The following is a 13,404-nucleotide window of genomic DNA, read 5'->3' as shown; positions in this document are numbered from 1 at the left end:
CAGAAGACGTAAATACTAAGTAAACTATTGGCTATCATTTTCCGCGTAGCACTTGAATACTCTCAGCTCTGGAATTGGCACGCTTACCTAACCTTGCAACCTTTAGATTCATTTTAAAAGTCAGCAAAATACAAGTTATCAAAAATTTTTTTAAATTATGAAGCTGCTTTTCATACATGCTGTGGCTTTGAAACGAGCTACGACAGGGCAACTCCTTCCGCTTTTCATACATGCTGTGGCTCTGAAACGAGCTACGACAGGGCAACTCCTTCCGCTTTTCATACATGCTGTGGCTTTGAAACGAGCTACGACAGGGCAACTCCTTCCGCTTTTCATACATGCTGTGGCTCTGAAACGAGCTACGACAGGGCAACTCCTTCCGCTTTTCATACATGCNNNNGGCTTTGAAACGAGCTACGACAGGGCAACTCCTTCCGCTTTTCATACATGCTGTGGCTCTGAAACGAGCTACGACAGGGCAACTCCTTCCGCTTTTCATACATGCTGTGGCTCTGAAACGAGCTACGACAGGGCAACTCCTTCCGCTTTTCATACATGCTGTGGCTCTGAAACGAGCTACGACAGGGCAACTCCTTCCGCTTTTCATAGATATGTCAATCACACGCAAAACCAGCGTGTAATTGACATATCTACGAAAATGCTCGGGAGCTGAACGCCCTGTCTACGCTCTCTAAGAATTTCTTATATAAACCTTATCGAAACCAAGTAGTTGCTAACACGGTTACCTTGTAAACTATGGTTATTCAATCGAAAGGACATCGATTTAAGTAATAACCCTCCCCCAATCCCACTTAAATCTGGTAAAAAATTATGTCAGAACTTACTGAAAGATTACAACAACAACTAATTGCTGGCGCTACTCGTCCTTTGATGCAAGATGCAAAGCAACACTGGTACACCGGCAGTGAACTTAATTTAGAAGAAAATGTTTGGAAAAATTATTGGCAAAACAAAGGTATCGGTCACAATGATATCGTGCTTGTCAGCTTAACTAACTCAGTTACTTATACTTTAGCAATTCAAAGTTTGTGGGAAGTTGGTGCTATTATTCAACCTATCAATCCCGCAACTAATGAAATTCAAATCAGTGAACTTGAAGATCAATACCATTATTCAGCAATTATTTTAGACGCTGATACGACTGAATTGGAAGTTTTAAACGACCTTTTCACCAATCAGCCTCGTTTGACCACCCTACATGAACCAGAAGTACAAATCTTTATTCGCAACGAACATCACACACATCCCTTAGAAACACCAAATGATGACCAACTTGCGTTAATCATGCACACTTCGGGAACAACTGGGAAACCTAAACGAGTCGGACTAACGCACCACCAATTATTAGCTGCTGCTTTTAATGTCATCGACAGCGAGGAATTAACTGAAGAAGATAGCACTTTAATCTTGATGCCTATGTTTCACATCAACGCAATGGTAATTTCAAATTTGGCTACACGACTATCTCACGGGCAATTACTATTTCGACCAAAATTCAGTGCTCACCTTTTCTGGAAAGAAGTCAGTAGTGAGATGGTAACTTGGGTTTCCTTGACCCCAGCCATCGTCGCCATTTTATTGCAGCGTGACGAACAGCCTCGAGAAAATAGGCTTCGGTTTCTCCGGACTGCTTCAGCCCCTCTCCTCCCAAGTATTCACCAACGATTTGGTCAACGTTTCGACATCCCATTAATTGAAAGTTATGGCATGACTGAAGCTGCTAGCCAAATTGCTCAGAATCCTTTGGAAAGACCAGTTCAAGGTACAGTTGGTATCATCAAAGGTACTCAAATAAGAATTTTAGATGGTAATCATCAAGAACTTGGTCCAAACGAAATTGGCGAGATTGCTTTGAAAGGTGAACATATCATCACACACTATCTTGACCCTCAACCCGAAGCCTTCCATGATGGCTGGCTGCTGACTGGCGATCTCGGTTCCATAGATGATCTAGGCTATCTACACATGGCCGGACGTATCAAAGAAATGATTATCCGTGGCGGTGAAAATATTAATCCTCTAGCCGTCGAAGATTGTCTGAACGATTTGAAATTTATCCGTGAAATGGCCGTTATTGGTACACCTGATTTAATTTATGGTGAAACCGTCACCGCTGTCATTGTTCCCAAAAAACTTAGCCAAGATCATCGTCACCAATTGGCGTTGTTGAATGAATTAGCAAATGAGCAATTATTACCTGTTGAACGCCCCACTAAGTATATTTTCAGTACTCAACTACCCAAAAATGCTACCGGGAAAATTCAACGTACACTTCTAGCTCAGGAAGTAACTCAACAACTCAAGGGGGCCTAAATCTATGGAAAAGCCAGTTGCACTCTCAACGACTAAACGAAAGAAATTCACTATCCCAGTCGATAAAATTTTGCCATTCTTAATTCCAATTATCGTAATTTTGTTATGGCAAGTCAGCAGTTCCTTAGGTTGGCTCTCAAGTTCCGTTTTACCATCACCAATTGCGGTATTCCAAGACGGCGTTAAATTGACCGTATCTGGAGAATTACCAAAGAACCTCAGTATCAGTCTCTACCGGGCAACTGTTGGCCTCTTGATTGGTGGTGGAATTTGACTACTACTCGGATTCATCAACGGAATATCTAACACAAGTAGACTATTGTTCGATTCATCAATTCAAATGTTTCGGAATATCCCTCATTTAGCCCTTATTCCCCTGATCATTCTTTGGTTAGGAATCAATGAATCCGCCAAAATTTCTTTGGTTGCTATTGGAACCATGTTCCCGGTCTATATCAACACTTTCCACGGGATTCGTTCCGTCGACCCTGATTTGATTGAAATGGGAAGGTCTTACGAATTAACGAAAAAACAAATGTTTTTCAAAATAATTTTCCCGGCCGCTTTACCACAGATTTTAGTCGGAATTCGCTACGCACTAGGCGTTATGTGGACCACTTTAATTGTTGCCGAAACAATCTCAGCCAGTTCAGGTATCGGTTATATGGCTAACAACGCGGAAGATTTCGTCGACATGGAGACAGTTGTCTTATGTATTGTCGTCTATGCCATTCTTGGAAAAATTTCGGACCTAATCGCTAAGAGTTTTGAAAGTCTCTTACTTGATTGGCAAAATACTGGAAGGAGTAATGCTTAATGAACGAATTAAATAATACAATGATTTCAATTAAAAATATTAATAAAACGTATAACAATCTAACAGCTTTACACGACGTCAACCTCGATATCAAACAAGGTGAATTCATCGCCCTGGTCGGAATGAGTGGCGGTGGTAAAAGTACCCTCCTACGCTTAATTGCTGGATTAGAGCGGCCCACAACCGGGTCAGTCACAATTGATCAAGCTGATTCGAAAACGTTAATGCGCGTAATGTTTCAAGAAGATAGACTACTCCCCTGGATGTCCGTTTTAGACAATTTATCCTTTGGTTCAAAGGATAAAAACACTAAAGCGCATGCTCAGGAATTACTCGAATTAGTCGAACTTGAGGACTACGCCGATCACTATCCAACTCAATTATCTGGTGGTCAAAAACAACGTGTCGCCCTAGCTAGAGCCTTGATGAGTCATCCTAAGATTCTGTTACTAGATGAGCCTTTGGGAGCCTTGGACGCTTTAACCAGAAGAAAAATGCAGGACTTAATTCTCGATATTTGTCAGAAACAAAATCTAACAACTATCCTCGTTACCCACGATGTTGAAGAAGCCGCCCGCATGGCCGACCGAATTATTGTTATGAAAGATTCAACTAATTCTTATGAAGAAGATTGCCCTAAGAACCGCAATGCCGGCCAAATTGGTATTGTAGCTGATCGAGTTTTAGGTGAGATTCTTGATGAAAAACGTGTTGAAATTAAAACAGCCTAAAATAAAAAACACTTCCAAAACATTAGACTTTTTTCGTCTAAATATTTGAAAGTGTTTTTTATATTGGGAGTGATTCCGATAAAACCCAGTTCATGCTTCTATCGTTTAGAATCCGAGGTGAAATAATTAATTAAGCTTACCATTCAAAAATTGTGCTTCACCATTGCCAAAGCTCCAGTCAGCCTTCGTATTACTAGTGATATTGATCATCACATCAGATGGTGAAATGCCAACGCCTTCATGCAAAGCCTTTACCAAGCTGGCATAGAAGTGTTCCTTGTCAATTTGTTCACGCGGACTTGATGTTAAACTGAACAACAAAATTTTATCAGTTCTTTTTAAACCCAAACCAACATCCCAGAAAATCATTTCTTCTGGTTCATGCTGAGTAACAACTTGGTAACGGTCACGTGGTAATAAATGTAATTCATCCGTCGCAACTTTATAGGAAATATCTAAAATATCCTTGATTTCTTTCTTGTCACGACCTTTAATCATATCGATTCTCATTAATGGCATATTCATTTTCTCCTAATCTTTAACAATCTTACCCACAGCAATTGGTAACGTTACATGTTGATCATATTTACCAATCGCGCCGGCAATTGTATTTGGCAATTTTAAATCTGCCGGTACACCGTGAACGTAAATAACACGTTTATCCAATTCCAAATCGTCAGTTCCAAAAACTTCCTTAAACTTAGCACGTAATTTATCTAACGGAACAATTTTTTCGTATTCGAAACTTCCATTAATATCTGATACAGGATATGTATCATTTGGAACATTCATATCGTGTGGAGCCGCATCGAATGGGACCATAGTCGTCCCAGAAACGGCTTCTGTTTCTGGTAAGTCAACGAATCCATCACCATTGACATCTTGAGCCTTTGTAGCAATTTGAGCCTCTTTACCATCTGGAAAGCCATGGAAATGTTCCCAATGCTGGGTATTCTTTGGAGTATCTTTCATTGAAATATGAATTTTCATGACATTATTTTCAATTTCAAAAGTAGCACTTCCATGTGCTGCAGTACCAATCTTATCTTCATTTAATGAAACAATCTTTGCACTATATTTTTCAGTCATGTTAAGTCCTCCACTTATTACTGTCTTGATTACGATAGTAATTGTATACTGAACCTACCGAATTAGAATTGACATATGTCAAGAAAGGGCAAATTTTTTATGACTCACGATCCGATTCAATGCGTTGAACAAGTTTCCATATTTAAAGGTGCTCCGCAAAATGTTATCGAAGCATTAGCCAAAGTATCTGTTCATCAGCTAAAGATTCCCGCTGGGCAAATGATTTATTCTCAAGGTGAACCCAATGATCGACTGATGATTGTTGATTCAGGTCGTGTGCGAGTTTACAGTTATGCTAATGATGACCGCGAACGAACACTTTATATGTTAAGGTCACGTGAAGTTGATTTGACGGGAGCACTATTTACTAATCATGAACATCACAATTTTGCTCAGGCAGTTGAACCAACTGAAATTTGTTACCTAAAACAAAATGCCTTTAAAGAAGTTCTAAAAAATTATCCAGAGATGGCCTTATCATTAGTCGATATCCTCGGTAAACGATTGGCTTCTTTGGAGCAGCGTGATATATCCGACACTTTGTTGACTTCAAAAGAACGACTTTATAATTATTTGTTAGACTTGTAAGATTAATTCAATAGTCCTATTTATCAATTACTATCTACAAGTAGGAATAGAGTTGTATTTAGTTGCTACATCAGAGACGGTTAGTTGGCAATTAAAATTCCCCATTACTGAAAATAAAATTGAATCGACGTGAATTTATCATTTTCAAAAAATAGATTTGACATTTATGTAAGCGCATTATATTATAACTTCAACAAGTAAATACGGAATGTTACCTAGTCCTTCAGGGCATGACCGTACGCTTTTTCTTTACGGGAAAAGTGTGCAGTTATCCCTGAGGGGCTTTTTTTGCGTTCACAGGAGGTTTTTTATGAATAATAATATCAAAGATAATTTTCTTTGGGGCGGAGCGATTGCTGCTAATCAAGCTGAGGGTGACTTTAATACCGGTGGAAAGGGAATAAGTACGGCTGATATCCAGCCCTACTTTGCCAATGCTAAACCAACCGATTTACATTTTAATAATATTGATCAACAACATTATGAACAATATAAAAATGGTGATTATTATTATCCCAAAAGAAATGGCGTCCATTTCTACGAACGATACACGGAGTATATCGACAAATTATCCGAAATGCATATCAATACATTAAGACTTTCAATAGCATGGACTCGTATTTTTCCCAATGGAGACGAATCCGAACCTAATCAATCTGGATTGAAGTTTTATGATCGGTTATTCGCCTATATGAAAAAGAAGAATATTGAACCCATTGTTACTATTTTTCATTATGAAATGCCATTACATTTGGTGGAAAAATACAGCGGTTGGAAAAACAAACAAATCATCAATCTATTTGTTAAATACAGTGAAATCATAATAAAAAGATACCAAAAGTATGTCAGCTACTGGATTGTCATGAATCAAATAAACTTATTTGATCGTGAGGGATTTGCATCACTAGGGATTATCGATAAACACGACGGAAACTATTTACAAGATCAGTATCAAGCACTTCATCATCAATTTGTCGCATCAGCATTAGTCAAAGCCAAGGCAAAACTTATTAATCCTCAACTAAAAATCGGATTGATGCTAGCCGATAACTTAGTAACCCCATTCTCTTGCAAACCTGATGATGTTGAAGCAGCGTTCAATTACAATCGCATGCAGTACTTTTTCAGCGATGTATTACTTCGTGGATACTATCCAGCTTACGCTTTAAAATTTTTCTCAGATAATCAAATCCATATAGAAATGACTAATCAAGATAAAAAAATTTTGAAAGATAATCCTGCTGATTTTCTGGCCGTCTCCTACTACTGGTCCCACACCGTTAAAGCTAACGAAAAATCTGGTCAACCAGAACTGGTAGATAACCCGTACTTAAAGGAAAATGCTTGGGGATGGTCAATCAATGCCAATGGGCTTTACATATGTATGTCTAGTTATTGGGATAGATATGGTGTTCCCATGATGATTGCTGAAAATGGTTTAGGATTTAATGATGTCATAGAATCTGATGGAAAAATACATGACAATTACCGCATTGCCTATCACAGAGAACATCTGGCAGCTATGAAGCAAGCCATAGCTAATGGAGCTAATATCTTTGCCTACTGCTCTTGGGCACCATTCGATATTATCAGTGCGGGAACGGCTGAAATGAAAAAACGATATGGTTTCATTTATGTTGATTACGATGACGAAGGTAATGGGTCGGGACAATTAATTCCTAAGGATAGTTTTTATTGGTATAAGGATGTCATTGATTCCAATGGATTAATGATAGACTGAGAACTATCAAACCGGAAGGAACATTCAAATTATGAAAGTCAAAAAAACATTTAATAATAACGTTTTGTTAGCAGAGTCAGATCATCAGGAGTTCATTGTACTGGGTGCAGGCGTTGCGTTCCATAAGCATTCTGGCGATGATGTTGATCAAAGCAAAATCGAAAAAATATTTATGGCTTCCAAATTTTCCCACTTTAATGGTTTCCTAGATTTAATCAATGCAATTCCAGAGATATATTTTAATATCTCAGCCGAAATAATGTTAGAGGCAGAAAAAAGACTTAATACCAAATTCGATTCGTCCGTTCTAATTGCTTTAATAGATCACATTCACTTTTCAGTTCAAAGACAAGAACAAGGTATTATTATTAAAAATAATTTGCTCTGGCAAATCGAGAAAATTTATCCAGTTGAATACCAAATTGGCTATGATGCACTAAAAATCATTAAAACGGCTACCGGAGTTACATTGCCTCAAGATGAGGCTGGATTCATCGGTTTAAAATTTATTGAAGGAGCGACAGACAACCACTCTGACGTCAATAAAAATCTCAAAATAACTAGTGACATCTTAAACATCATTCAATATCGAATGAGCCGACCTATTGATGATAAATCAGTAAGTTATCGCAGATTAATTACACATTTAAATTTTCTCTTAGTAAGAATTTATGATACCGATAAATCAGCTGGTAATAGTGACGACAATATTGAACTACTCACAACAATTTCAAACTCCTATCCTAAGGCCTTTGAAATTGCCAAAAAGGTCCAAATTTATATTCAGCAACAATTAAATGTCACGGTTTCAGCCAATGAATTGACGTTTCTAACAATACATATTCAAAGAGTTATGAAAGAAAATATTAGTTAAATACGAGGTTTTAATAATGGATTATACAAACTTAGCTGCTAACATTATTCAGAACGTTGGTGGTAAGACAAATATTAATGATGTGTGGCATTGTGCCACTCGTTTAAGATTTAAATTGGCAGACGAATCAAAAGCAAATACCAATACTATAGAATCCCTAGACGGTGTTATTACCGTCGTTCAAAGTGCTGGTCAGTATCAAATCGTCATCGGCAATGCGGTTGAAGACGTCTTTGACACTTTAAGTTCTCAATTAAATTTAAGTAACAATATCAAACCAGTTGATACTAAAGCAAAGAGACAAAATCCTATCAACGCATTGATGGAATTTGTTTCAGCTGTCTTTACCCCTTTTCTGGGTGCCTTGGCAGGTGCCGGAATTCTCAAAGGTTTACTTACCTTAGCAACAACTATGAACTGGTTATCTGCCAATAGTGGAGCTTATAAACTCTGGTATGCTGCTAGTGATGCTGTATTTTACTTTCTACCTTTGTTTCTGGCCTTTACTGCCGCTCAAAAACTAAAAGTAAACAAATTTATCGCAGTAAGTTTAGCCGGAGCCATGATTTATCCTACTTTGGCAACAACTGCCTCTAAAGGCATTTCGTTAAGCTTCTTCGGCCTTCCTATTATGCCTGTAACGTATACAGCATCCGTTTTTCCTATATTATTAATTGTGTGGGGACTCTCCTACGTTGAACCATTGCTAAACAGGATTTTTCCAGAGTCAATGCGCAACGTTTTAACACCGTTACTTCTTTTGATTGTGATGTTGCCAGTTTCAATGATTATTATTGGACCAGTTGGATCAAGCATTAGTAATATCCTAGCAGCTATGCTTGCTGCGCTCTATAACTTCTCTCCAATGTTTGCAGGTGCCATTCTGGGAGCGCTACACCAAACCATTGTTATCTTCGGTGTTCACTGGGCATTGATCACCCTCATGATTAATAATGTTGCTAATCAAGGTTATGATCAATGGCTTCCTATCATTTGTGCTGCAGTCTTATCTCAGGCAGGTGCTTCATTGGGCGTCTTCTTAAAGACCAAAGATCCAAAAATGAAGACATTAGCTGGTTCCGCATTTATCACTGGACTATTTGGGATTACTGAACCCGCTATTTATGGTGTAACTTTAAAGCTCAAACGACCATTTTATTGTGCGATGGTTGCCTCAGGCATTGGTGGTGCGGTCATTGGTGCTAATCAGGTTCACGCCTCAACGTTTACATTCCCTAGTCTTTTAGCTATTCCAACATACTTGGGGCAAGGATTCACAGCAGAAATAATTGGATTATTAATCGCATTCTTTGGCGCCGTAATTTTAACTTACCTATTCGGAATAAAACCTACTACTGATTCTGATAGCAAAGCCGAAAAATTAATTACTGAAAATGAAGTTGATATTAAACAACCAATTGCCGGAAAAATTATTTCTATGGAAACCGTCAATGATCCTGTTTTCTCAGGTGGTGCTATGGGAACCGGTATCGCTATCGAACCGACTGAAGGACAGCTAAAGTCACCCGTCAATGGTACTGTTAGTGCCGTCTTTCCAACTGGCCATGCAATTGGTATAACTAGTGACGATGGCGTCGAACTATTATTACACATTGGTATCAATACCGTTCAGTTGAATGGTAAATTCTTCAAAACACTTGTTACACAAAGTAGTAAAGTTTCAATTGGCACTGATTTGATTGAGTTCGACTTAGATAGTATCAAAAAGGCCGGTTACGATACTACAGTTATGATGGTTGTAACTAACAGTAATCAATTCAACGACATTTCGACTAAGATTGATAATCCTCAACAACAAAATTTAATTCATATACGTATGAAAGCTAATGATTCTGACGGAACAGTTTTGAACTCATCATTAGATACACAATCTAATTGATACCATCTCGGAATCTCAAGAAATATATTGTCTAACAGCAACTAAAAAAGCTCTACAAACTAAAACAGCGACCACAAGAAATCACGATAATTTCTTATGGTCGCTGTTTTTGAATTCAATATTTTTTAACTAAAGGTTGAAAGAAGAAGGCTAATTTTAATCCCGAAGATTAGCGAATTCGAACATGATAAACTTGGTTGTTAATTGTACTCGAAACAATAATTGACTAGTGGATTGTAGCCTTCAGATCTATCTTCTAATGATTGGCGGTTTATTTATTTTTTAAATAATCAGAAATCTTAATCTTTAATCTTAATTTTATTGTTCCTACCATTAAAAGAATAAATTAGTTGGAAGAGCTGAGAGTATTCATTTGCAGCGAAAGTGGCGTTATTGCTTCAGCAATTACACCACCGGGCGCGTTGGAGACTCGCGGTTTTTGCGAGGCTTCAACCGAGGTTCGAGACCGCTTCCCAGGCTCGGGCCGTTCCGCGCAGCAATTGAATACTCTCAGCTCTGGAAACGGCATACTTATCTAGACTTTCAACCTTTTACTCATAACCAAACTTTAGTTGAAAAACCGTTTAATTTCTTTGATAAACTCAGTAAATGCTGGATTAATAACATAGTCTTGACGATAAATAAACGAAACTGGTAAGGAAGAAAAATCTTTTGGCAAATCAATTTTTTGAATAACGTTAGTATCCAAATATGGCTGGGCAACTCTTTCCGGCAAAACGCTAATGCCTAGGCCAGCACTGACGCTAGCAATAATTGCATTCAAGTAATTAAATTCAATCGGATGATGAATCATGGTTTGCTTAGAATCCAACCAACTCTCCAATGCTTTTCGGTAGGCACAACCGACTGGAAAGACTAATAAGGAGTCCTTTTCAATGTCTAACGGCATATTTTTGGCCGTTATTAAGCAAAGTTTCTCAGTCATAATAGGAATCGAAATCAAATTTTTTTCATCAATGCGACCACCAATAATTGCACCATCAAGTTGATAATCTAATATCCTTTTAGTATTGACCAGAGTCGTTCCGGTTTGGATTGATAATTCAACATCAGGAATACTCTGATGATAATTTGACAGTATCTGAGGTAGAAAGGTAGACGCTGCGGTTTGAAGTGTCCCAATTTTTAATGATCCAACTACACTTTGAGGATGTTGCAGTTTATTTATAGTTTCACTATTAAGCTTAATAATTTTAATAGCCTGTCCGTATAACAATTCTCCAGCTTTTGTTAGCGTCACACCACGAGCCGTTCGATAAAATAATTGTGTCTTTAATACCAGTTCCAAATTATGTACTTTGGTGGAAATATTCGATTGTGCGTAGCCCATTTCTTGAGCCGCCTTGGAGATGCTGCCTTCTTGAACAATTGTCACAAACATTTTTAATGCATCAATATTCATATTATTCTTACCTATCTGTTTTTGAGATGACCATTTTCTTATTTTCGTAGTTCATTATATGTCTCAAACGCATTACAATGAACTTGTAAATTAAATAAACAACACAAGAGGATAAATAAATGAAATATTCAACAGTCAAAGTAAATGGATTAAATATTTTTTACCGTGAGAGTGGCGATGCTAATAAACCAACGTTCTTATTACTACACGGTTTCCCAACAGCCAGTCACATGTTCCGTAATCTAATGCCCATGTTAGAAAACGATTTTCATGTAATTGCTCCCGATTTTATCGGTTTTGGACAATCAGAAGCTCCATTGCATACTGATTTTGATTATACATTTGAAAATTTGACAAATTATGTTGATGATTTTATCAAAGAAATACAGATTGATAAGTTTTACATGTATGTCTTTGATTACGGTGCTCCAATTGGCTTTGAATTAGCTGCACGTCATCCAGAAAAAGTTCTTGGTATTGTCAGTCAAAACGGTAACATTTATCAAGAAGGTTTGGGAGCAAAATGGGCCGATCGTCAGGCTTATTGGGATAATCCGACAGCTGCATTGCGTGAAAGTTATAAATCTGCCTTTAAACCTGAAACCATTATTGGCCAATATACTGGTGGTGAGAAAAAGGGCAGCATTTCACCTGATGGATATACCTTGGATATTCACTATACAGAGACACCTGATTATGCCGAAAGACAATCGGATTTAATCTTTGATTATCAAAATAATGTTAAAAATTATTCACGATTCCAAAAATATGTCCGTGATTACCAACCAGAAATTTTAGCAGCTTGGGGTAAAAATGATCCTAGTTTTGTTTATCAAGGAGCTGAAACCTTCAAGAAGGATGACAAAAATGTGGAAATTCATCTGTTAGATGGTGGGCACTTTGTACTTGAGTCACACTGGAAAGAAATTGGAAAACTGATTTTGAACAAATGGGCATAAAAATTTTATTGAAGTCTGCCGTTTTCAGAGCTGAGATATAGCTTTTACCGCTTAAACTACAAGAGACACTGCAATCCAAAATTGGATTACAGTGTCTCTTTGTCTGAATGCTCAAAATTTGACCAGAATTTATCACACTCTCTTTTTTATACCACTTATGTGTTTAACCCTTATAAACTAGCACAATTGAATTACCATGTTTAACTTTTGAACCACTATTTTCTTTAAACTTATTCAATTTATATTGATCACTATTAGTTACGACCGTGATAACTACTGGGTCTTTACCACTTTTTCTAACTTCATCAATATTCATTGTAGCTATCTTAGTATCCTCTTTAACGCTATCACCTTCCTTAACTAAAATATCAAATGGTTTACCCTTCAGTTCTACTGTGTCTAAACCTAAATGTAGTAGAATTTCCGCCCCACTCAAACTCTTAATACCAATGGCATGTTTAGTTGGAAAGACTGATTCAATTGTTCCTTCGACATTGGCGTAAATATCGCCATTACTTGGTTCAATTGCATAACCATCTCCCAACATTTTTTGAGAGAAAACATCGTCTTTTAGTTCTTCAATATTAATGAATTTACCATCTACTGGGGCAAATAATTGAGATTCATTTGTTGCAAATTCTGTTTCATTTTCTTTTTCCGCGACAGGTGTATCATTCGAAATTTGGTTGTTGAATTCCTCCCAACCACCATTTTCCATTAAATCATCGACTTCTTCACGTACATTGGTTACATCAGGTCCAATAATAACCTGAACTGCTTCATTATTATGAACCACACCCTTAGCACCTACCGCCATAAATTGGTTATCAGTTGCCATTAATTCTGGATGGCAAATTTTATAATCAAGTTAGCCACTTGAAAAAAATTGAATAAAAAAACACCAAGACGAAAAAATCAGGTATCATTGGAGTTCCGACACTAACAATG

11 protein-coding genes and 1 pseudogene are annotated in these 13,404 nt (G+C 37.5%); 8 read left to right on the top strand and 4 right to left on the bottom strand.

All coding sequences use genetic code 11. The annotated features are described in order from the left end of the window. The first annotated feature begins 831 nt into the window (after nt 1-831). From FFM71_RS11450 to FFM71_RS11440, 3 genes and pseudogenes are all read left to right on the top strand, one after another. Nucleotides 832-2,334 (top strand): AMP-binding protein, encoded by a 1,503-nt coding sequence (locus FFM71_RS11450; protein ID WP_137612287.1) that lies wholly within the window; start codon nt 832-834, stop codon nt 2,332-2,334. A 4-nt stretch (nt 2,335-2,338) separates the two neighbouring features. After that, a pseudogene (locus tag FFM71_RS11445) lies at nt 2,339-3,151 on the top strand (ABC transporter permease subunit). Continuing rightward, nucleotides 3,151-3,882 carry an ABC transporter ATP-binding protein gene (locus tag FFM71_RS11440; protein ID WP_137612286.1) on the top strand — a complete coding sequence of 244 codons (732 nt, stop codon included), beginning with the start codon at nt 3,151-3,153 and terminating at the stop codon, nt 3,880-3,882. The pseudogene FFM71_RS11445 and the gene FFM71_RS11440 overlap by 1 nt, the downstream one beginning before the upstream one ends. A gap of 126 nt (nt 3,883-4,008) precedes the next feature. Here the strand turns inward: FFM71_RS11440 and FFM71_RS11435 are convergent, their stop codons facing one another. Further along, a complete protein-coding gene (locus tag FFM71_RS11435; protein ID WP_137612285.1) occupies nt 4,009-4,401 on the bottom strand; it encodes a tautomerase family protein in 393 nt (130 codons plus the stop codon). 12 nt (nt 4,402-4,413) lie between these two features. Continuing rightward, nucleotides 4,414-4,971 carry a hypothetical protein gene (locus tag FFM71_RS11430; protein ID WP_137612284.1) on the bottom strand — a complete coding sequence of 186 codons (558 nt, stop codon included), beginning with the start codon at nt 4,969-4,971 and terminating at the stop codon, nt 4,414-4,416. Nucleotides 4,972-5,046: 75 nt separating this feature from the next. On the opposite strand from FFM71_RS11430, the gene FFM71_RS11425 reads away from it, so the two are divergent. From FFM71_RS11425 to FFM71_RS11410, 4 genes are all read left to right on the top strand, one after another. Further along, nucleotides 5,047-5,559, top strand: coding sequence for a Crp/Fnr family transcriptional regulator (locus tag FFM71_RS11425; RefSeq protein ID WP_137612283.1), 513 nt, complete (start codon nt 5,047-5,049; stop codon nt 5,557-5,559). 310 nt (nt 5,560-5,869) lie between these two features. Beyond that, nucleotides 5,870-7,300, top strand: a complete 1,431-nt coding sequence (locus FFM71_RS11420) for a glycoside hydrolase family 1 protein (protein WP_137612282.1) — start codon at nt 5,870-5,872, stop codon at nt 7,298-7,300. A 31-nt stretch (nt 7,301-7,331) separates the two neighbouring features. Further along, entirely contained in the window at nt 7,332-8,174 is an 843-nt protein-coding gene (locus tag FFM71_RS11415; RefSeq protein WP_137612281.1) for a PRD domain-containing protein, read from the top strand. A 16-nt stretch (nt 8,175-8,190) separates the two neighbouring features. Further along, a complete protein-coding gene (locus FFM71_RS11410) occupies nt 8,191-10,074 on the top strand; it encodes a beta-glucoside-specific PTS transporter subunit IIABC (RefSeq protein ID WP_137612280.1) in 1,884 nt (627 codons plus the stop codon). Between the two features lie 568 nt (nt 10,075-10,642). Here the strand turns inward: FFM71_RS11410 and FFM71_RS11405 are convergent. Next, entirely contained in the window at nt 10,643-11,497 is an 855-nt protein-coding gene (locus tag FFM71_RS11405; RefSeq protein ID WP_137612279.1) for a LysR family transcriptional regulator, read from the bottom strand. Between the two features lie 119 nt (nt 11,498-11,616). Between FFM71_RS11405 and FFM71_RS11400 the strand changes: the two genes are divergently transcribed. Next, nucleotides 11,617-12,456 (top strand): alpha/beta fold hydrolase, encoded by an 840-nt coding sequence (locus FFM71_RS11400; RefSeq protein ID WP_137612278.1) that lies wholly within the window; start codon nt 11,617-11,619, stop codon nt 12,454-12,456. Nucleotides 12,457-12,619: 163 nt separating this feature from the next. Here the strand turns inward: FFM71_RS11400 and FFM71_RS11395 are convergent, their stop codons facing one another. Beyond that, nucleotides 12,620-13,294: a PTS sugar transporter subunit IIAB gene (locus FFM71_RS11395; RefSeq protein WP_223876538.1), complete on the bottom strand. Its 675-nt coding sequence runs from the start codon at nt 13,292-13,294 to the stop codon at nt 12,620-12,622. Between the last annotated feature and the right edge of the window lie 110 nt (nt 13,295-13,404).

Origin of the sequence: Companilactobacillus huachuanensis (genome assembly GCF_005404815.1) — a bacterium.
GTDB lineage: Bacteria > Bacillota > Bacilli > Lactobacillales > Lactobacillaceae > Companilactobacillus > Companilactobacillus huachuanensis.
Note: the sequence above shows the minus strand (reverse complement) of the source record. Positions and strands in the feature narration are given on the sequence as shown.